This is a genomic window from Streptomyces muensis (assembly GCF_021474425.1).
GTDB lineage: Bacteria > Actinomycetota > Actinomycetes > Streptomycetales > Streptomycetaceae > Streptomyces > Streptomyces muensis.
The window spans coordinates 89,665-109,330 of record NZ_JAKEIP010000002.1; the positions used below are offsets into that span (position 1 = coordinate 89,665).

16 protein-coding genes are annotated in these 19,666 nt (G+C 72.1%); 7 read left to right on the forward strand and 9 right to left on the reverse strand.

Annotated elements, in window-relative coordinates:
* Nucleotides 1–22 precede the first annotated feature (22 nt).
* The gene (locus L0P92_RS00975; RefSeq protein WP_234760433.1) at nucleotides 23–1,063 is read left to right on the forward strand and encodes a methyltransferase; all 1,041 of its coding nucleotides are present in this window, start codon (nucleotides 23–25) and stop codon (nucleotides 1,061–1,063) included.
* Nucleotides 1,064–1,123: 60 nt separating this feature from the next.
* Here the strand turns inward: L0P92_RS00975 and L0P92_RS00980 are convergent, their stop codons facing one another.
* The 8 genes from L0P92_RS00980 to L0P92_RS01015 all read right to left on the reverse strand — a co-directional run bounded on the left by L0P92_RS00980 (nucleotide 1,124) and on the right by L0P92_RS01015 (nucleotide 12,811).
* Nucleotides 1,124–2,878: an ABC transporter ATP-binding protein gene (locus L0P92_RS00980; RefSeq protein ID WP_234760434.1), complete on the reverse strand. Its 1,755-nt coding sequence runs from the start codon at nucleotides 2,876–2,878 to the stop codon at nucleotides 1,124–1,126.
* Complete coding sequence (locus L0P92_RS00985; RefSeq protein WP_234760435.1) at nucleotides 2,875–4,701, reverse strand: ABC transporter ATP-binding protein; 1,827 nt, start codon at nucleotides 4,699–4,701, stop codon at nucleotides 2,875–2,877. Before L0P92_RS00985 ends, L0P92_RS00980 begins: the two co-directional genes overlap by 4 nt.
* On the reverse strand, nucleotides 4,698–5,459 hold the full coding sequence (locus L0P92_RS00990; protein WP_234760436.1) for a class I SAM-dependent methyltransferase: 762 nt from the start codon (nucleotides 5,457–5,459) through the stop codon (nucleotides 4,698–4,700). Before L0P92_RS00990 ends, L0P92_RS00985 begins: the two co-directional genes overlap by 4 nt.
* A gap of 13 nt (nucleotides 5,460–5,472) precedes the next feature.
* Complete coding sequence (locus tag L0P92_RS00995) at nucleotides 5,473–7,062, reverse strand: MFS transporter (protein ID WP_234760437.1); 1,590 nt, start codon at nucleotides 7,060–7,062, stop codon at nucleotides 5,473–5,475.
* 129 nt (nucleotides 7,063–7,191) lie between these two features.
* Nucleotides 7,192–7,836 (reverse strand): TetR/AcrR family transcriptional regulator, encoded by a 645-nt coding sequence (locus tag L0P92_RS01000; RefSeq protein ID WP_234760438.1) that lies wholly within the window; start codon nucleotides 7,834–7,836, stop codon nucleotides 7,192–7,194.
* Between the two features lie 21 nt (nucleotides 7,837–7,857).
* On the reverse strand, nucleotides 7,858–10,371 hold the full coding sequence (locus tag L0P92_RS01005) for an ABC transporter ATP-binding protein/permease (RefSeq protein WP_234760439.1): 2,514 nt from the start codon (nucleotides 10,369–10,371) through the stop codon (nucleotides 7,858–7,860).
* A 38-nt stretch (nucleotides 10,372–10,409) separates the two neighbouring features.
* Nucleotides 10,410–11,207, reverse strand: coding sequence for an ABC transporter permease (locus tag L0P92_RS01010; RefSeq protein WP_234760440.1), 798 nt, complete (start codon nucleotides 11,205–11,207; stop codon nucleotides 10,410–10,412).
* The gene (locus L0P92_RS01015) at nucleotides 11,171–12,811 is read right to left on the reverse strand and encodes an ABC transporter substrate-binding protein (protein WP_234760441.1); all 1,641 of its coding nucleotides are present in this window, start codon (nucleotides 12,809–12,811) and stop codon (nucleotides 11,171–11,173) included. The genes L0P92_RS01010 and L0P92_RS01015 overlap by 37 nt, the downstream gene beginning before the upstream one ends.
* 235 nt (nucleotides 12,812–13,046) lie before the next feature.
* Here L0P92_RS01015 and L0P92_RS01020 point away from each other — a divergent pair, with 235 nt between their 5' ends.
* A complete protein-coding gene (locus L0P92_RS01020; RefSeq protein ID WP_234760442.1) occupies nucleotides 13,047–13,493 on the forward strand; it encodes a Fur family transcriptional regulator in 447 nt (148 codons plus the stop codon).
* Nucleotides 13,494–13,537: 44 nt separating this feature from the next.
* Nucleotides 13,538–13,831, forward strand: a complete 294-nt coding sequence (locus tag L0P92_RS01025) for a hypothetical protein (protein ID WP_234760443.1) — start codon at nucleotides 13,538–13,540, stop codon at nucleotides 13,829–13,831.
* 135 nt (nucleotides 13,832–13,966) lie between these two features.
* On the opposite strand, the gene L0P92_RS01030 is transcribed toward L0P92_RS01025, so the two are convergent.
* The gene (locus L0P92_RS01030) at nucleotides 13,967–14,914 is read right to left on the reverse strand and encodes a methionyl-tRNA formyltransferase (protein ID WP_234760444.1); all 948 of its coding nucleotides are present in this window, start codon (nucleotides 14,912–14,914) and stop codon (nucleotides 13,967–13,969) included.
* 263 nt (nucleotides 14,915–15,177) lie between these two features.
* Between L0P92_RS01030 and L0P92_RS01035 the strand changes: the two genes are divergently transcribed.
* From L0P92_RS01035 to L0P92_RS01050, 4 genes are all read left to right on the forward strand, one after another.
* Nucleotides 15,178–16,533, forward strand: coding sequence for a lysine N(6)-hydroxylase/L-ornithine N(5)-oxygenase family protein (locus tag L0P92_RS01035; protein WP_234760445.1), 1,356 nt, complete (start codon nucleotides 15,178–15,180; stop codon nucleotides 16,531–16,533).
* A 98-nt stretch (nucleotides 16,534–16,631) separates the two neighbouring features.
* The gene (locus L0P92_RS01040; RefSeq protein ID WP_234760446.1) at nucleotides 16,632–17,690 is read left to right on the forward strand and encodes a FecCD family ABC transporter permease; all 1,059 of its coding nucleotides are present in this window, start codon (nucleotides 16,632–16,634) and stop codon (nucleotides 17,688–17,690) included.
* Complete coding sequence (locus L0P92_RS01045; RefSeq protein WP_234760447.1) at nucleotides 17,687–18,769, forward strand: FecCD family ABC transporter permease; 1,083 nt, start codon at nucleotides 17,687–17,689, stop codon at nucleotides 18,767–18,769. The genes L0P92_RS01040 and L0P92_RS01045 overlap by 4 nt, the downstream gene beginning before the upstream one ends.
* Nucleotides 18,770–18,812: 43 nt before the next feature.
* Nucleotides 18,813–19,652 (forward strand): ABC transporter ATP-binding protein, encoded by an 840-nt coding sequence (locus L0P92_RS01050; protein WP_234760448.1) that lies wholly within the window; start codon nucleotides 18,813–18,815, stop codon nucleotides 19,650–19,652.
* The last annotated feature ends 14 nt before the right edge of the window (nucleotides 19,653–19,666 follow it).

Sequence of the window (19,666 nt, forward strand, 5' to 3'; positions counted from 1 at the left end):
GACCCTCTGGAGCTGGAGCGACATGACCACCCTTCCGGAAGCGGCCCCGGCGCGCGTCGACCTGACCGCCCTGGCCGACCTCGTCACGCCCTGGGCGATCAGGGTCGCGGCCACCCTGCGCCTGGCCGACCACATCGCCGCGGGCCACACCCGGCTGCCCGACCTCGCCCGGGCCGCGGGCGCCGAGGCCGACGCGCTGCGCCGCCTGCTGCGGGTGCTGACCGGCCGCGGTGTCTTCGCCGAGCCGGAGCAGGACACGTACGCGCTGACACAGGCGGCCGGCCTCCTCAAGGACAGCGGGCCGTTCGGGCTGCGCGCATGGTTCGACCTGGACGGCATGGGCGGGCGCATGGACCAGGCGTTCGGCGGGCTGCTGCACACCGTGCGAACCGGCGAGCCCGCCTACCCCGAGGTGCACGGCCGCTCACTGTGGCAGGACACCTTGGACGATCCCGAACTCGCCCGTTCCTACGCCGACTTGATGGCCGCGCACACGACGTTCGCCGCGCCCGAGGTGATCTCCGCCCACCCGTGGCCGGAGACCGGGCACGTCATCGACGTCGGCGGCGGCTCGGGGTCCCTGCTGGCCCGGCTGCTGACCGCCCGCCCCCGGCTGCGCGGCACGCTGCTGGACCTGCCGGAGGCGGCGGAGGAGGGCCGCCGGGCCCTGGCCGCCGCCGGGCTCGCGGACCGGGCCTCCGTCCATCCCGGCAGCTTCTTCGACCCGCTGCCCGCCGGGGCCGACCTGTATCTGCTCACCTGGGTCCTGCACGACTGGAGCGACGACGAGGCGGTACGGATCCTGCGCCGGTGCGCGGAAGCCGCCCGCGAGGGCGAGGGCGCGGGCGAGGGCCGGGTCCTGATCGTGGAGAACCTCGTCACTGACGGCCGCCGCGCCGACGTGGCCGCCGCGATGGACCTACGGCTCCTGGTGCTGTTCGGCGGCCGCGAGCGTACGCCCCGGCAGCTGGACGAAGTCGTCGTGCGGGCCGGGCTGCGGGTGACCGGCCGCCGGGTCACCGGGACGGGCATCCATCTGGTGAGCTGCGCGCCCGCTGAGTGAGACGCTCACCATCGCGAGAGGGGCGGCACGGTCACACACCGTGCCGCCCCTCTTCTTGTCTCAGGTACGCGCCGTCAGCCTCCAGCCTCCGGCACGTTCCCGCTCGGCCCAGAACTCCGCGTACCGTCCGCCGAGTTCGCGCAGTTCCTCGTGCGTACCCCGTTCCACGATCCGGCCGCCCTCCAGGAAGACGATGAGGTCGGCGCCGCGGATGGTGTCGAGGCGGTGGGCGACGACCAGGACCGTGCGGTCGGCGGTGAGGGCGGCCAACGCCTGCTGCACCGCCGCCTCGTTCTCCGCGTCCAGCGCCGAGGTCGCCTCGTCCAGCAGCACGACCGGGGCCTGCTTGAGCAGGGCGCGGGCGACGGAGATGCGCTGCCGTTCGCCACCGGACAGGGCCGCGCCGCCCTCGCCGACGCGGGAGGCCCAGCCGTCGGGCAGCCGCTCGGCGATCTCGTCGACGCGGGCGAGCCGGCCGGCGGCCCGCACCTCCTCGTCGGTGGCGTCCTCGCGGCCGGCGCGGATGTTGTCCTCGATGGAGCCCGCGAAGAGGTACACGTCCTGGAAGACGATGGCGAGCCGGGACATCAGCTGCTCGGTGGTCAGATCGCGCACGTCGGTGCCGCCGACCCGCACCGTGCCCCCGGTGACGTCCCAGAAGCGGGCGATCAGCCGCGTCACCGTGGTCTTGCCGGACCCGGAGGGGCCGACCAGCGCCACGGTCCGCCCGGCAGGGACCCGCAGGTCAAGCCCGTCGAGGACGATGGGGCCACCGCCACCGCCACCGCCGTAGCCGAAGCGGACGGCGTCGAGTTCGATGCCGTATGCGTCGTCCTCCGGGGGCGATGCGGGGGCGGCCGGCTGCGGCAGCGGCTCGGCGGCGAAGACCTGGTCCAGCCGCTCCAGGGTGCCGCGTGCCATGCGCAGGGAGCCGCCCAACTCGGCCGCCGAGCTCATGGGTTCGACGAAGCGGACGGCGAGGACGAGCACCGCAATCAATTCGCCCGCGGGCACCGAGCCGTCGATCGCAAGCACCGTGCCGAGCAGCAGCACGGCGGTGAAGCAGAGCTGGACGGCGAGCGCGAAGCCCGCGATGCCGGGGACGCCGATACGGACGGAGGCGCGGGCCTGTGCGTGCTGCTCGCGCAGGGCGGCGTCGAGGAGTTCGTGGTCCTCGGCGGTCCGGCCGAAGGCGCGCAGGGCGGGCTGGTGGCGGGCGAACTCCACAAGCCGGCCGGCGGTTTCGGCGGAGGCGGCGTGCGACTGCCGGTCCACCTTGGCCATCAGCCGCCCCGACCAGCGGTAGGCGAGGATGACGAGCGGCGTGGCCACAAGCATGGCGAGCGCGAGCCGCCAGTCGAAGGCGAACGTGGCGAGGACGACGACGGCCGGGGTGACGAAGGCGTTGCACAGCGGGCGCAGCAGGTTCGCCGCGGCGTTCATCACCTGCACCACGCCCTGGCCCGCCAACTGCCCGAGCTCACCGGTGCGTTCGCCGCCGAACCAGCCGAGCGGCAGCCCGGCTACCTGGTCGCCGACACGGTGGTGGAGGGTGCGTCCGAGGTCGGCGCTGAACCGGTTGCCGCGCACGGTCGCGGTGAACGCGGTGGCCCCGTAGGCGGCGGTGGCCACGGCGAGGGCGGCGCCCCAGGGCCAGGCGTCGGTCGGGGTGTCGCCGAGGAGGCGGGTGAGGAGCGGGACGAGCAGGGCGTACGCCACGCCCTGGAGGACGGCGGCGAGCACCGCCCAGGCGGCGACGCGGCGCAGTCCCTCGGTCTGCTCCCAGCCCAGTACGCGGATCAGCAGCGCGGTCATCGCGCGTCTCCCTTCTGCAGCGCCCACATGCGGGCGTAGCGGCCGCCGAGGTTCAACAGCTCGTCGTGAGTGCCCTGTTCAGAGACGCGGCCCTCGTCCAGGACGACGATGTGGTCGGCGTCGCGCACCGTCGCGAGCCGGTGGGCGATCACCAGCAGGGTGCGGCCGGCGGCCAGCGCGGAGAGGGCTTGCTGGACGGCGGCCTCGGACTCCGGGTCGGCGAAGGACGTGGCCTCGTCGAGGACGAGGACGGGCGCGTCCGCGAGCAACGCACGGGCCACGGCGAGGCGTTGGGACTCGCCGCCGGAGAGCACGGCGTCGTCGCCGACAACGGAGTCGTAGCCGCGCGGCAGCCGCAGGATCCGCTCATGGATCCGCGCGGAGCGCGCGGCGGCCTCCACCGCCGTGTCATCGGCGTCGGGCCTGGCGAGCCGGATGTTGTCGCGGACGGTGGTACGCAGCAGGTGGGGGTCCTGGAAGACGAAGGACACCTGTCGGTACAGCTCGGCCGAGGCGAGTTCGCGCACGTCGGTGCCGCCGATCCGCACCGATCCGGCGGTGACGTCCCAGAAGCGGGGCACGAGCCGGGCCAGGGTGGACTTCCCGGAGCCGGACGCGCCCACCAGGGCGGTGACCGTGCCGGGCCGCAGGGTCAGGTCGATGCCGGCGAGGACCTCGGTGGTGTCGTCGTAGCCGAAGCGGACGCCGGACAGCTCGACCAGGCCCGGCTGTCCGAGGGGCTGGGGTGCGGGTGCCTCGGGCAGCGGCGGGGTGGCCAGCAGGGCGTGGAGGCGGCGGGCGCTCTCCATGCCGCCCTGGACGGCGTGCCCGGACTGGGCGAGTCCCATCACGGAGCCGGTGAGGGCCGGGCCGAGCAGCACGAACGGCACGATGTCGACGGCGTCGGCCCAGCCCTGGGTGACGAAGAGGGTGCCCGCCGCGGTCGCGACGAGCAGGGCGGCCGGGCCCGACAGGGCGAAGCCGGCGGCGCTGCTGGCCCGCGTCGTGCTCATGATCCAGTCGCGGAAGAAGACGGCGAAGTCGTCGGCCGCGTCGTCGTAGGCGCGGTGGGCGCGGGCGGTGCGGCCGTACGCCTTGACGACGGTGATGCCGTGCACGAACTCCACGACGGCGGCGTTGACGCGCCCCATCGAGGCGAAGAACCGGCCCGTCACCTCGTCGCCGCCGGACATGGCCTGCTTGAAGAACCAGAAGCCGAGCAGCAGCGGCAGCAGCGCGACGAGGGCGAGCCGCCAGTCCACGGTGAGGAGATAGACGAGGGCGGTCACCGGAGCCACGACGGCGGCGGTGACCTCCAGCGCGGTGTGCGCCACCAGATGGTGCAGCGTGGATATGTCGTCCCCGGCGGCCTTCTTGACCTCGCCGGAGCTGTTCTCGGTGAACCAGCCGAGCGGCAGCCGCCCGAGGTGGCGGGCGATGCGTCGGCGCAGACCGAGCTGGAGGTCGGCGTCCGCGTGGTGGGTGAGGCCGCCCGCGAGGGCGTACAGCACCAGCCGCGCCACCAGAGCTGCCACGGCCGTCCAGGCCGCCGCCCAGGCGCGGCCCTCGTCCGGGCCGCCGGAGGCGAGAAGGGCGCGGGCCAGTTCGGCGACCGCGATGAACGGGACCATCGAACAGACCGCGGCGGCGGCCTGGGGCACTACCGCGGCGAGGAGCCGTCCGCGCACGGGGGCCAGCAGGTCACCGAGGCCGGGCGGCTTCCCGGCGGCCTCGGGTTCGGCGGTCGGTGTGGGGGTGTCGGGGTTGTCGCGGTTGTTGTCGGGGGTGTCCTCTCGCGTGTCCGCGAGAGCCGCGCCGGTCATGAGAACTCCTGGGGGACGGGACGGTTGGTGGTGCTTGCCCCAGTGCGCAGAACCGCGAAATCCGGGGCCAGTTGAGTGCAGTTGAGTCCGGCAACGGCCGCCTCTTGCGCGAGCGCGTCTATGCCGATGCCGGACCAGGGCAGCGGCACCGTGTGTGCACGCAGGAGGGCGTCGCCGTGCCGGACGCGGTAGGTGAGGGTCCAGCCGTCGTCGGCGCCCTCGCTCCACGACTCGTACGTCAGCGCCCCGACCTGGCGAGTCGCGAGCCGCAACGGGGCACGGGTCGGGGGTGCGGTGCGGTCCAGGACGTCGACGACGGCGGGGGCGCCGGGGGCGAGGCGTTCGGCGAGCAGCCGCCACAGCGCGGCGCGCCCGGCGGCATCGAGGTGGCCTACGACGCCGAGCGCGACGCTCGCGCACAGGCGGGGCGGCAGCACCGCGTCGTCCAGCGTGCCCGCGACCACGGTGACTCGGTCGGCAAGGCCGGGGGTGCAGGCCAGCCGGGTGGAGAGCGCGACGCGCATCGCGGCGGACGGCTCCACCGCGACGACCCGCACCTCGGGCAGGGCCTGTACGGCGGCCGCGGCGGACAGGCCGGTGCCCGCGCCGATGTCGAGCAGCGGACCGTCGGCAGGGTCCACGCCGGCCAGCGCCCGGTCCAGCAGCGGCCCGAGCCGCGCCCAGGCGGGGGCGGCGAGCAGGTCGTAGAACTCGGCGGCGCCGCCGTAGACGTCGTACGCCGTGTCAGGCAGTGGCATCCGCGGCTCCGTGTCAGGCAGTTGCATCCGCGGGCTCCTTCGTACTCGCGGTCAGCTGGTCCTTCTCGCGGATCAGCACCCAGGAGGTGACGGCGGCGAACAGGCTGACCACCGCGGCGGCCGCACAGATCTGCGCGAGTCCGCTGGTGAACCCGGCCCGGGCCGCATCGAGCACCGGCTCACGCGCCGGCGCCGGGAGCATCCGCTCCAACTGCCCGAACTGCCCTGCCTCCACCGCGTCCCGCACCGCCTGCCGGGACCCGGCGGGCACCTTGAGCGCGGCGAGGCGTGCGTCGTCCAGGTCGGCGCCGATCCGCGCGCTGAACACCACGCCGAACACGGCGACGCCGGTCGCGGTGCCGAGCGGGAAGAAGGTGTTGGTCATACCGGACGCCATCCCGGCGCGCTGCGGCGGTACGACACCGACGGCTATCCCCATCAGCGGCGGGAAGGCGATGGCCCCGCCGATGCCGAGCAGGACGAGCCCCGGCAGCATCACCAGCCAGGAGTCGTCGGGGCCGACCCGGGCCATGGTGAGCAGTCCGACCGCCGTGATCGCCGTGCCGAGCGCCATCACGCCCCGCATCGGCAGCACCTTCAGGAAGAGCCCGCTGAACGGGGCGACCAGCATGATGAACGCCGTCATCGCGAGCAGCCGGAGCCCGGTCTGCAGCGGGCTGTGCCCGAGCATTCCCGACAGCCACAGGATCAGGAACGGCAGTACGCCGAAGCTGACCACCCGGCACACGAAGCTGAGCACGATCGCGCCGGTGAAGGACGGCACGCGCAGCAGCCGTACGTCGAACAGGGCCGTATCCCCGCGCCGGGCCTCCCACCACACGAAGGCGGGCACCAGCAGCACCCCGCCCACGAGCGGCAGCAGGGCGGAGGCGTCCGTCCAGCCCTTCTCGGGGCCGGTCACCAGGCCGTAGTTGACGCCGAGGAGCGCACCGGCGGCGAGCAGCAGCCCGACGAGGTCGAACCGGCCCGCGGACGAGGGAGTGTCCGGCCCTCGGTCCTCGGTCACCTTCAGCGCGGTCGAGGCCAGGATGAGCAGGCCGACGGGAAGGTTGATGTAGAAGATCCAGCGCCAGTCAAGGCCCTCGACGACCACACCGCCCACCAGTGGGCCGAGGGCGGCCGCGGCGCCGCCCGCCGCCGAGAACATGCCGATCGCCGACTGCCGTCGCCGCCCTTCGTAGGCCCCGGCGATGAGGGCGAGCGCGGTGGACATCACCAGCGCCCCGCCCAGGCCCTGGAGCGCCCGGCAGGCGATCAGCGTCCCGACGCCGGGCGCGGCGCCGCAGCCGGCCGACGCGGCGGTGAACACCGCGACCCCGGCGGCGAACATGCGGCGGCGGCCCGTCCGGTCGGACAGTGCCCCGGCTGGCAGCAGCAGCGCGGCGAAGACCAGGGTGTAGGCGTTCACCACCCACTGCAGGCCGGTCAGCCCGGCGTCGAGGTCGGCGGCGATCTGGGGTAGGGCGACGTTCACGACGGTGATGTCGAGCGTCATCAGGACCGCGGCGAGCGAGGTCACGGCGAGCAGCCAGCCGTTGCCGGGCTCGCCTCCCCGCCCGCTGCTCCGTATGTCCTCGGTCATGGTCAGAAACTCCCTGCAGAGCACGTGGGTATACGGCGTATACGAGAGGCCGGACGGCAGCCTGTTCCGGCGGGCAGTCCGGGGGATCCGCCGCACACGCGCGCGGGGCGGATCACAGAGGTTCGGTGGTTACAGCAGGCCCCGCAGCAGGGCCCTCAGACCCCGTACGAACGCCTCGGTCTCCGCGCCCTCGCGCGGCGGCCGGGCCAGCAGCGCCGCCAGCCTGGGGTGCTCGTCCATGCGGACCCTGGTCATGAGTTCCTGCCGGGCGGGGAGGCCCTCGGGCCGTAGAGCGGGCAGATACGACAGATGGCCGAAGGTGTACCACCACAGCGCCCAGTACGCGTCCGCCGCCTGCTCGTCCCCGAGCCCGGCCTCCGCCAGCAACGCCAGCACATGCTCGACGAACCGTGCGGCGCGCGGCCCGAACAGCTCGCCGCTCCGCAGCACTTCCACCACCCACGGCTCGGCCGTCAGATGGTTGTGCAGCGCACGGAACGCCAGGACCAGCCGCTCCTCCGCCGATCCCGAGCCATCCGGCAGGACCAGTTGCTCCGCCACGTCGTCGAGCATCGCGACGAGCAGCTCGCGCTTGTCGCCGACGTGCCGGTACAGGGCCATGGCGGTCACGCCGAGCTCCGCCGCCACCCGGCGCAGGGTGACCGCGGACAGGCCCTCCGCCTGTGCCACCCGGCGCCCGGTCGTGACGACGACCGCCCGGTTCAGCGCGGTACGGGGCCGCTGTCCGCTGTTGTCGGTCGTCGTGCTCGGCATGCAGCCACCCTAGAGTCACGGTCATCCGTCCTCGCTCCCGGTCCCCGTCGACGCGTCGGCCGGTCTCGGGACGGCGGCGGGTGGGCTCGGCACAGCGGCGGGCGCGGCGGGCCGCGTCTGTCGTGGCACGGCCGCGACCAGGGCGCGCGTCACCTCGTGTTCCGGGTGGCGCAGCACCTGGTCCGCCGGGCCCGTCTCGCGGATCAGTCCGCCGTCGAGCACGGCGACCTGTCCGCCGAGGCGTGCGACGACCGACAGGTCGTGGGTCACCATGACGACGGCGAGGCCGAGTTCCCGCCGCAGCCGGGCGATCAGGTCGGTGATCCCGGCCGCGACGGACGGGTCGAGGGCGCTGGTCACCTCGTCGCACAGCAGCACGTCGGGGCCCGCCGCGAGAGCCCGCGCCAGCGCGACCCGCTGCCGCTGCCCGCCCGACAGCGCTCGGGGCAGCCGACCGGCGAGTTCGGGGTCCAGCCCCACCAGGCTCAACAGCCGTTCCACCTCGCGTGGTTGAGCCTCCATCGGCATCCCACCCCGCAGCCGCAGCGGCCGACCGACCACCGAGGCCACCGTGTGCCGCGGGTTGAGTGACCCGTACGGATCCTGGGGCACGAGCTGCACCCGCAACAGCTGTCGCCGGCTTCGGCCGCGCACGCCCGGGGCCAACTGTTCGCCGTCCAAGCGGACCTCCCCGTCCGTCGGCCGCTCCAGCCCCGCCAGACAGCGCAGCAGCGTCGTCTTTCCGCTGCCGGAGGGGCCGACCACGGTCAGGCAGTCGCCCGGTCCCAGGCTCAGCGACACACCGCCCAGTACAGGTGCTGGACGGACCAGCCGGACATCGGTCGCGGCGAGCAGCGGCACGGACTCTGGCTCGGACGACGGACCATCCTCGGCCGGCGCCGGCGCCGGAGAGCCGAGGACCAGAGCACTCAGCACACCCTCGGCCGACCCCTGTTCGACGATCCTCCCGCTCTCCACGACCACCACCCGGTCCGCCACCGAGGCGACCGCGCCCATGTCGTGCGACACCAGCAGGACCGCCGCGCCGGTCTCGCGCCGCAGCCGGGTCAGGTCGGCGAGGAAGGCCGCCGCCGTGACGGTGTCGAGCGCACTGGTCGGTTCGTCCAGCACCAGCAGCCGCGGCCGGCCGGCGAGCGCGACCGCCAGGGCCACTCGCTGCCGCTGGCCGCCCGACAACCGGTGCGGCCGGCGCCGTACGAACTCGGGCCCCAGGCCCGCGAGCCCCAACGCCCGCTCGACCTCCTCGGGCCACCGGTCCTTCGGCACCTGACGGGCCCGCAGCACCTCGGTGATCTGGGCGTCCACACGCAGGTGCGGCGAGAGCGCGGTACGCGGATCCTGGGCGACGTATCCGCACACGGCCGCCCGCAGCTTCCGCAACTCCCCCTCGTCCAGCCGCAGCACACCCCGCCCGTCGAGCCACACCTCACCGTCCGCATGCCGCAGGCCGGCCGCCACATGCCCCAGTACGGCCCGGGCCAGCGTGGACTTGCCGCTGCCCGACTCGCCCACCACGGCGAGGAGTTCACCGGGCCCGAGATCCAGGTCCACCGCGTCCAGCACGGCACGCCCGTCCTCGGCCTCGACCCGCAGCGCCCGCACGGCGAGCAGCGCACCCGCTGGCCCGGGCAGGCCCGGAGCCGTCACCGGCTCACGGCGTCCGACCGCCTTCGCCTGCGGCCCCTGCAGCCCCTGCGGCCCCGAGAAGGCCGCGTCCAGCAGGAGGTTCGTGGCCAGCAGCAAGAGCAGCAGAAGCAGCACCGGCGCGAGCACGGCGAGCGGCTGCAGGGTCAGGCCGTCGCGGTTCTCCATGACCATCAACCCCCAGTCGGCGGCGGGCGGTTGGGGCCCGTAGCCGAGGAAGGAGGCCGTGGCGACGACCGTCACCGCACCCAGGAAGCGGATCCCCGCGTCAGCGGCCAGCACGGGTGCGAGGTTGGGCAGCACCTCCCGCCCCAGCACGGACACCGCACGCTCCCCGCGCGCGACGGCGACCTCCACATAGTCCTGGCCGAGGATCCGCAGGGTCGCCGCCCGCACCACCCGGACCGTTTCGGGCAACAGCACCAGCCCCGCCGCCACCGCGACACCCGCCGTCCCGCGCCCGGTCGCCACGACCACCACGCTCAGCAGCAGGAACGCGGGCAGTCCCAGCAGGACGTCGGCGAGCCTGAGCACGACGGTGTCCGTCCATCCCCGGAAGTACGCGGCCGCCATGCCCGCCACCGCCCCCAGGGCGCACACCGCGGCGGTCACCGCGAGCCCGGTCAGCACCAGGGAGCGTCCGCCGGACAGCAGCCGGCTGAGCACGTCGGACCCGAGCTCGTCGGTACCCAGCGGCGCCCGACCGCTCGCGGGCCCGTACGGGATGTCCACCGGCTCGGTGACGGCATGCGGCGCGAACAACGGCCCGAGCAGCGCCACGGCACACACCAGCAGGAGAACGGCCAGGGCGGCCCGCCCACGCCACCGCCGTCGCCGCGGCGGCTCCTCGCCTCGGCCGCCGGGTGTCAAGTCACCAGCGTCCGGAAGCACTTGTACGGGAGTGATGGTCATCGCGGGTGCCTCTGCACAGGGTCGAGGAGCGGTACGGCGAGATCGGCGGCGAGGTTGGCGGTCACCGCGAGCGCGGCGCCGAGCAGGGCGACGGCCTGTACTACGGGGACGTCCCTGGAGGCCGTGGCGTCGACGAGGAGCGCGGCGAGGCCCGGATACCCGAACAGGGACTCGGCGACGAGCGCCCCGCCGAGCAGATAGGTCGCCGAGCGGGCCAGCATCGGCACGGCGGGCCCGAGCCCCGCGGGCAGCACGAGCCGCAGGGCGACCCGCCGCTCCGGCACCCCGTTGAGCCGCGCGGCCTCCACCGCCTCGGACCTGGCCGCCTCGGCGACGCCGGCCCGCACGAGCCGGAGGTTCTGCGCAAGACACACGGACACCAGGGTGAGCACGGGCAGCACCAGCACAGCCGGCTCGTCCAGCGGCCCTTGCCCCGCGCCCAGCAGCGAGACGGCGGGCAGCCACCCGAGCCCGCCCGCGAACACCAACATCAGCACGGCCCCCGTAACGAACTCCGGGACGGCGGCCAACCCCAGCGCCGTCCCCGAGACCAGCCGGTCACCGCGCCGCCCCGCTCGAAGACCCGTCCACAGACCGAGCCCGACGGCGAGCGGCACCAGCACGGCCAGGGCCGCCAGCCCCAGCACCAGCGAGTTGCCGAACCGGTCGGCCACGACATCGGCCACCGGCCGCCCACTGGCATAACTGACGCCGAAATCGCCACGCACGACATGCCCCAGCCAGTCGAGGTACCGAATCACCGCGGGCCGGTCCAGGCCGAGTTCGGCCCGCAACCCCTCGACCTGGGCGGCCTCCGCACCAGGGCCCAGCCGGGCGGTGGCGCCGCCACCGCCCGGCTGGGATAGTCGGCGTACCCGCGCGGCTTGACCCCGTGCGTGGCCGCAGCCGCCCCCGACACCGTCGGCACCCGCGCGAACAGCGCGTCGCCACCGTGCTCGTGCAGGTACTCCTGTACGTCCGCCACCCGCGCCGCGCGCTCCTTCTCGCCCGTCGCGCGGTTCATCGCCGCGATCAGCGGGTCCGCCTGCGCCGCGTCCTTGGTCCCGGTGAGCGGGAAGGGCGCCGTGGACCCGTAGTACGTACGGATCATCAGGGGCAGCGGGTTGGGGTGGTAGGCGGCGGTCTGGAGCGGCGTACCGAGGATGGTCTTGAAGTCGCTGTAGTAGTCGGCGGCAGGCACCTTGTCGAGGCTCGCCTTGATGCCGGCCTTCGCGAGCATCGGCACGGCGGCGGCGGCGCTCTCCTCGGTGCCGTAGTCGTAGTTGCTGGTGCGGATGGTGACCGCCAGCCCATCCGCCCCGGCCTCGGAGAGCAGTTTCTTGGCCTGCTCGGGGTCGTGCGCGGTCTGCGCGATGCCGGTGTCGAAGTACGGCTGGTGCGCGCCCACCAGGTCGTTGCCGGCCTCGCCCTGACCGAGTGTCACCGTCCGCACCAGCGACTCACGGTCGAGCGCCAGCTTCACGGCCCGTACGACGCGTTCGTCGGTGAACGGCTTCAGGCCGCGGTTCATGGTGAGGGTGAGGTCGACCCAGAGGTCCTTCGGCGGCAGTTCGATCCGCAGCGCGTCATTGCCGCGTTCGGTGCGGACGGCGGTGAGGCCGAGGCCGCCCGCGTAACCGAACTGGCCGGACTTCAGGCCGCTGAGCCGGGCGGCGGCGTCCGTGACGGACACCAGCTCCAGCTCGTCCAGGTACGGCCCCCCGTTGTCGCCGTCCCAGTAGTCCGCGCGCGGCACGAGGATGCCACTGCGCCCCGCCTGCCATTTCTTCAGCGTGTACGGCCCGCTGCCCACCGCCTTGGTCAGGTCCTTGGTGCCGTCGGGAAAGACGAACATCGAGTGCGCGAGGGCGAGGTCGAAGAACCCGTCAGGCATGGTGAGGGGCAGTTCGACGGTCCGCGCGTCCTTCGCCCGGGCGTTCTTCAGGTCGAGGTGGGTGATGAATCCGCCCTGCGGACTGCGCTTCTCCACCAGGGTGCGGAGGCTGAACAGCACGTCCTTGGCGGTGAGTTGACGCCCGTCGCTGAAGGTCACGCCCTGTCTGACCCGTACGGTCCACTTGGTGGCGTCGGCGTTGGGCTCGACGGACTCCGCGAGCCGCCACACCGCCTTGCCGCCGTCCAGTTCTCCGAGCGTGTCCCACACGAGCCGGGCCCGCACATAGTCGATGCCGACGTTCGCGGCGAGCGTGGGATCCGTGGACTCCGCGCTCCCCCCGATGAACGCCGCCCGAAGCTTCCCGCCCTTGCGCGGGGTGGCCGACGCCTCCGTGGCGGCGGGTTCCTCGCCCCCGCCTCCACAGGCGGCCAACGCCCCACCCGCGGCGATCCCCATCGCCGCCCCCGTGACACCGCGCAGTACGCCACGCCGAGTTATCACTGCGTCGCTCTCTTCCCCTGATCACGCTCCGGCCCCCGGACGGTGTGACGTCCGAGGTATACGACGTATACGACCTTAGACGTATCGACAATCGTTTTCAATAGAGGTCTTCACGGATTCCCGATCGCCGACGCGTGACGCGTAACGCATGACGCATCGTTCATATGGACATGGTTTTCACTGTCATCTACGGTCGAGAGTGCAAGCGATCCGGCACAGTGCGGGGGAACCTGATGTGAGCATCCCAACCACCCAACAGCGGCCGACCCGGCAGCGGTTGGCCCTACTGGAAGCCCTGGCGAACTGCCGTGACTTCGTCTCCGCGCAAGACCTCCACGCGCGCATGACCGCCGACGGGATCCAGATCGGACTGACCACCGTGTACCGAGGGCTGCGGGACCTGGAGGCCGCGGACGCGGTCGATGTCGCCCAGCCCGGCGCAGCCGAACGGCTCTACAGGTGGCGGCCCGACAGCGGGCACCGCCACTATCTGATCTGCCGCGCCTGCGGCTTCAGCCGAGCCGTGGACTCCGAGGTCGTCGAGGAATGGGCCGGACGGATCGCCGCCGACTCCGGGTTCGCGGCGGTGGCCCACACCGTCGAACTCACCGGCGTCTGCGCCGGCTGTCAGCCCGCCGCGCCCACCGCCGTCCCGGGACCCGTCCCGAGCGGGCCGGGCTAGGTTCTTCCGGTCCACGAGAATGAGGGCAGGCCAAGGAGTGCGGCGTGAAGGTCGTGGTGATCGTTGGGCTGGTGGTCGGTCTGGCGCTGGTGGTGGGCGTCCTGGTGGTGCGCCGCCGTCGTGCAGCGAGGTGGTCGCAGGGCGAGGTGGCGTCGCCGCCGGGGGCCGGTGCGACGGATGGCATGTTGACCTGCCCGTCGTGCGCGCACCGGTTCAAGCGGCCCGCCATCATGATCGTCACCAAGGCCCAGGTGAAGAGGTACGGCCGCGACCCCATCCAGTGCCCGCGCTGCGATCTCATCTGGAACGCGGGCGGTAGGCCCCACAGGGTTCGCTGAGAAACCAGGGGCCCGTGGGTGCCGTGAGCTTCTGCCCAGGCATCAACCCCGCAGTGGACGCCGCCGCCGCGCGGACTGGGATCCGTGCGGCGGCGGCGTCCGGCCGGCCCTCGGGACCGCGGTGGGGCCGACGGGTCAGGGGTGGTTGGTCAGATAGCCGCCCATGGAGGTGAAGTACTCGGTCGCGGGCAACTCCCGGCCGTCCTCGGTCCGTACGCGTGTGATGGCGAGGCCGTGGTTGCGGCCGTTGCGGGCGTCGGCTCCGGCGACGATCACCACGCCGTCGCCCTCGCGGTAGAAGATACGGCCGGGTGTGCCGCCGTAACGCCCTTCGGAGACGACCGCGGCCAGGACCTCGAGTCGCTTGCCCTTGTGGAAGGTGAAGGCGCTGGGGTACGGCTCGGACTGGGCGCGGATCAGGCGCTCCAGGTCTTCCGCCGGCCAGGTCCAGTCGATGCGGCTGTCCTCGATGGACCGCTTGTGGAAAAAGCTCGCCTGCGACCGGTCCTGCTTGGTGAACTCGGTCTGCCCGGCGGCGATGAGGCCGAGCGCGCCGATGGTGACCGGGGCGATGAGGTCGACGGTCTTGTGGAAGAGGCCGGTGGCCGTGTCCGTCGGTCCGACCGGTACCGCCTCCTGGCGCACGATGTCGCCGGCGTCGAGCTCGTCGTTCATCATGTGCGCGGTGACGCCCACTTCGGGCTCGCCGTTGATCAGCGCCCAGATCAGCGGGGAGAAGCCGGCGTACTTCGGCAGCAGCGAGTCGTGCACGTTCAGCGTGCCGTGGCGCGGCAGGTCGAAGATGCGCGGGGGGATCCACGTACGCCAGTTGTTGGCCACGATGATGTCCGGGTCGGCCTCCTTCAGGCGCGCGAACAGCTCGTCGTCGTCAGGGCGGTTGCGGATCACGACCGGGACGCCGTTCTCCTCGGCGAGGTCGGCGACCGAGTCGCTCCAGATCTTCTCGTACGCGTGCTCGCTCTTGGGGTGCGTCACGACCAGGACCACGTCGTGCTCGGAGTCCAGGAGGGCTTGCAGGGTGCGGTGCCCCCAGGTCTGGTAGCCGAACATGACGACCCGCATGGGGTTCCTCCTCAGGGCAGGGGTTGGCCGTGGCCAGTAAAGCAAGGCTTACCTAAGTGGTCAACGGGGCGCGTCCATAGGTGTGTTGACCGACCTGCCTGTTCCCGGGCGTCCGTTTTGCCTATGGACAGCTTCACAGGATGAGCTTAGCCTTACCTAAGTTTTGGGCCGCGGCTCTTCGGTGTGCCCACCTTCCGTACTTCCCGATGCTCGACCAACGGCGGCCTGCCCCGCATGGCCGCCGTCCGCACGATGGGAGTGACATGGCACAGGCTCGACCTGACGACGCCTCTTTGATCCACGACCTCATTGGCATCGGCTTCGGGCCGTCCAACGTGGCCATGGCGATTGCGCTCAGCGAGCACAACGCACGCGTCGGCGGTGAGGAAGTGGTCAACGCCCACTTCTTCGAGCAGCAGCCGCGCTTCGGCTGGCACCGAGGCATGCTCATCGACGACGCGACCATGCAGGTGTCCTTCCTCAAGGACCTGGTGACGCTCCGGAACCCGGCCAGCGAGTACAGCTTCCTGTGCTACCTCCAGAGCAAGGGACGGCTGATCGACTTCATCAACCACAAGAACCTCTTCCCGCTGCGGGTGGAGTTCCACGACTACTTCGAGTGGGCCGCCGACAAGGTCGACGACATGGTCTCCTACGGCCACGAGGTCGTCGGCGTCATGCCCGTCGTCCGCGACGGCGCCGTCGAGTATCTGGACGTCACCGTCCGGTCGGGGGAGGGGCTCGCCGTCCACCGGGCGCGCAACCTGGTCATCGGCACCGGGCTGCGCCCCCTCATGCCCGAAGGCGTGGAGCGCACCGAGCGTGTCTGGCACAACTCCGAACTGCTGGCGAAGGTCGATGAGTTGGAGGACGCCTCGCCCTCCCGGTTCGTCGTCGTCGGTGCCGGACAGAGCGCCGCCGAGAACGTCGCCTATCTCCACAGACGCTTCCCGCGGGCCGAGGTCTGCGCGGTCTTCTCCCGCTACGGCTACAGCCCCGCCGACGACAGCAGCTTCGCCAACCGGATCTTCGACCCCGAGGCCGTCGACGAGTACTTCACCGCGCCGGAGGACGTCAAACGCCGGCTGATGGACTACCACGGCAACACCAACTACTCCGTGGTGGACATCGACCTGATCGACGACCTGTACCGGCAGATGTACCAGGAGAAGGTCCTCGGCACCGAGCGCCTGCGCTTCCACAACGTCTCCCGGCTCACCGACGTCAAGGAGACACCGGACAAGGTACGGGCCACCGTCACCTCCCTCGTCACCGGCGAGGAGACCCTCCTGGACGCCGACGTCGTGGTCTTCGCCACCGGCTACAGCCCCGCCGACCCCGTCGGCCTGCTCGGCGAGGTCGCGGACCGCTGCCTGCGCGACGACGAGGGCCGCGTCCGCGTCGAGCGGGACTACCGCATCGCGACGGACCCCGATCTGCGCTGCGGCATCTATCTGCAGGGCGGCACGGAACACACCCACGGCATCACGTCGTCCCTGCTGTCCAACACCGCCATCAGGGTCGGCGAGATCCTGGACTCGCTCCTCGACCGGGGCTTCAAGTCCGCTTCCAGCGAAGTCCGGACGGTCGCCGACGGCACCGGCAGCGCAGCCCGCTAGCCCGCCCGCTGCCTCAGCCGCTCACCTGGCCGCGCCCGCCCGGCGAACCCCACCGGGCCGGCGTGGCGGCACTGATCAAAGGGATAACGTACGTCCACATGGGCACGACTGCACTTGAGCGCCCCGCGGCCAAGGCCACAACACAGGCCCGCCGTCGGCGAGTTGTGGGTTTGGGCACGCTGGCGGTGATCCTCCTGACCGCGGGGGTGGTGTCGCTCGCCGTCGGTGCGCGGGCGCTGAGTCCGGGCGAGGTCTGGCACGGTCTCTTCGCGGCACCTGACTCCGACCAGCGGCTCACCGAGATCAGGCTCATCGTGCAGACGGTGCGGGTGCCGCGCACGGTGCTCGCGATCGTGGCGGGCGTCGCCCTGGGGGTCAGTGGGGCGCTGATCCAGGGGTACACACGCAATCCGATCGCCGACACCGGCCTGTTGGGGGTGAACTCGGGCGCGTCGTTCGCCGTGGTGTCGGTGATCGCGCTGTTCGGGTTCTCCAGCCCCTTCCAGTACGTCTGGTTCGCCTTCCTGGGGGCGGCGGTCGCCGGTGTCGTCGTGTTCGGCCTTGCGAGTATCGGGCGAGGGGCCGGCAATCCGCTGACGCTCGCCCTGGCCGGGCAAGGGGTCACGGTGTTCCTCGCGGCTATGACCACGGCGGTGGCGCTGTCGGACAAGCAGTCGCTGAACGCGCTCCGGTTCTGGAACTCGGGCTCCGTGGCCGGCGTCGGATTCGACGTCATCTGGCCGGTGACCGCCTTCATCGCGGCGGGGCTGGTGCTGGCGCTGACCACGCTGCCCGCCATCAACCTGCTCAACCTGGGCGAGGACGTGGCCCGCGGACTGGGCGTGAACGTCGCGCTGAGCCGGACCGTCGGCATCGCCGCCATCACCCTGCTGGCCGGCGCGGCGACCGCGGCGTGCGGCCCCATCGCGTTCGTCGGACTCATGGTGGCCCATGTGGCCCGGTATCTGACCGGGCCGGACTACCGCTGGCTGGTGCCGTACGCGGGCCTGCTCGGCGCGATCGTCCTGCTGGTCTGCGACATCGTGGGGCGCCTGGTGGTGCGGCCGAGCGAACTGGACGCCGGTGTACTCGTCGCCCTCCTCGGAGCCCCGTTCCTCGCGGCTCTGGTGTGGCTCGGAAAGTTCAAGAACGCATGAGCGGGGCAGACGTGAAGCCGAACGGGGCAGACGTGAAACCGGCGTTGGCGCCGGGCGTACGGCTCGGACAGGTGTCGTTCGTGTGGCGGCCCTGGATCGCCTCCGTCACGTTCCTGCTGGCGGCGGCGACCTTCCTGGTGTTCTGCGTGTCCATCGCGGTCGGGGACTTCCCCCTCGGCCTGTCCCAGGTGATCGCCACGATCCTCGGCCGCGGCGAGCAGGTCGACGAGTTCGTCATCATGGACCTGCGGATGCCGCGTGCCCTGGCCGGGCTCGTCGTGGGGATCGCGCTGGGGGTGTCCGGGGCGATCACGCAGTCCATCGCACGCAATCCGCTGGCCAGCCCGGACATTCTGGGAATCACCTGGGGTGCCAGTGCGGTCGCGGTGTTCGGGGTGACGGTGTCGGGCGGGACCGCCGCGGCCGTCGTGCACTCCGTGGGCCTGTCGGCGGCGGCGCTCGCGGGCGGTCTCTGCACGGGTCTGCTGGTGTACTTCCTGGCGTGGCGGCGCGGCATCGACGGCTTCCGGCTCATCCTCATCGGCATCTCGGTGAGCGCCGTGATGGAGGCGATCACGACCTGGCTGCTGGCCACGGCCGACATCAGGGACGTGGCGCAGGCCCAGGCATGGCTGGTCGGCTCGCTGGACAACCGGTCGTGGGACGAGGTCCACGTGGCGCTGTGGGGCACGCTCGCCCTCCTGGTCGTCGTGTCGTGCATCGCGTTCCAGTTCAAACCGCTGCACCTCGGCGACGATGTCGCCGCGGGCCTCGGCGTCCGGTACTCCGCGGTGCGAGCGGTCCTTCTGCTGTGTGCGGTCCTGCTGGCCGGCGTGGCCGTGAGCGCGGCCGGCCCGGTCCCGTTCGTCGCGCTGGTGGCGCCGCAGATGGCGATGCGACTGGCACGGTGTCCGACACCGCCGATGGTGGCCTCGGGCATGGTCGGTGCGGTGCTGCTGATCGGCTCGGACCTGGTCGCACGGACCGCGCTGCCCGTCAGTCTCCCGGTCGGCGTGGTCACCGCGGCGATCGGCGGCCCCTTCCTCGTCTATCTGCTGGTGCGGGCCAACCGCAGGTAGTGGTACAGAAGTTAGGCAAGCCTGAACAAAAGGAGGGGGGCCTGTGGTCACTCAGTCCATCACCGGGATCGAGTCCGCGGTCGATGACGTCTCACGGCTGGCGGCCAGGGGCGTCACGGTCGGGTACGGCGCCCGGACCGTGATCGACGATCTCGACGTGGCGATACCGCCCGGCGTCATCACCACCATCATCGGCCCCAACGGCTGTGGGAAATCCACCCTCTTGCGAACCCTGTCGCGGCTGCTCAAGCCGACGAAGGGAACCGTCGTGCTGGACGGCGACGACATCGTCAAGCTCAAGACCAGGGATGTGGCGAAGAAGCTCGGCCTGCTGCCGCAGGCGCCGGTCGCGCCGGACGGGCTGACGGTGGCCGACCTCGTCACCAGGGGCCGTCATCCGCACCAGAGCTGGCTGCGGCAGTGGTCGTCGGACGACGCCGGCGTCGTGGAACGCGCGTTGGCCATGACCGGGGTGTCCGACCTGGCGGACCGTCCGGTCGACACGCTGTCCGGCGGCCAGCGCCAGCGGGTCTGGATCTCGATGACGCTGGCCCAGGGCACCGACCTGCTCTTGCTGGACGAGCCGACCACCTACCTCGACCTGGCGCACGCGATCGACGTGCTCGACCTGGTGAACGACCTGCACGAGTCCGGGTGCACCGTGGTCATGGTGCTGCACGACCTCAATCTGGCCACGCGCTACAGCGACAACCTCATCGTGATGAGGGAGGGGTCGATCCTGGCGCAGGGGCATCCGCGTGACGTCATCACCGCCGAGCTGCTGGACGACGCGTTCGGACTGCGGGCCAAGGTGATCGACGATCCGGTCGGCGACAGGCCGCTGATCGTGCCGATCGGTCGTACGCACGTTCAACTCGGTTAGTTCGCACTAAAGTT

What these genes read in the sequence shown, in the direction of transcription:
- L0P92_RS00975 (WP_234760433.1), top strand. Translation starts at nt 23, where the DNA reads ATGACCACCCTTCCGGAAGCGGCCCCGGCGCGCGTCGACCTGACCGCC.
- L0P92_RS00980 (WP_234760434.1), bottom strand. Translation starts at nt 2,878, where the DNA reads ATGACCGCGCTGCTGATCCGCGTACTGGGCTGGGAGCAGACCGAGGGA.
- L0P92_RS00985 (WP_234760435.1), bottom strand. Translation starts at nt 4,701, where the DNA reads ATGACCGGCGCGGCTCTCGCGGACACGCGAGAGGACACCCCCGACAAC.
- L0P92_RS00990 (WP_234760436.1), bottom strand. Translation starts at nt 5,459, where the DNA reads ATGCCACTGCCTGACACGGCGTACGACGTCTACGGCGGCGCCGCCGAG.
- L0P92_RS00995 (WP_234760437.1), bottom strand. Translation starts at nt 7,062, where the DNA reads ATGACCGAGGACATACGGAGCAGCGGGCGGGGAGGCGAGCCCGGCAAC.
- L0P92_RS01000 (WP_234760438.1), bottom strand. Translation starts at nt 7,836, where the DNA reads ATGCCGAGCACGACGACCGACAACAGCGGACAGCGGCCCCGTACCGCG.
- L0P92_RS01030 (WP_234760444.1), bottom strand. Translation starts at nt 14,914, where the DNA reads ATGCGGGTCGTCATGTTCGGCTACCAGACCTGGGGGCACCGCACCCTG.
- L0P92_RS01035 (WP_234760445.1), top strand. Translation starts at nt 15,178, where the DNA reads ATGGCACAGGCTCGACCTGACGACGCCTCTTTGATCCACGACCTCATT.
- L0P92_RS01040 (WP_234760446.1), top strand. Translation starts at nt 16,632, where the DNA reads ATGGGCACGACTGCACTTGAGCGCCCCGCGGCCAAGGCCACAACACAG.
- L0P92_RS01045 (WP_234760447.1), top strand. Translation starts at nt 17,687, where the DNA reads ATGAGCGGGGCAGACGTGAAGCCGAACGGGGCAGACGTGAAACCGGCG.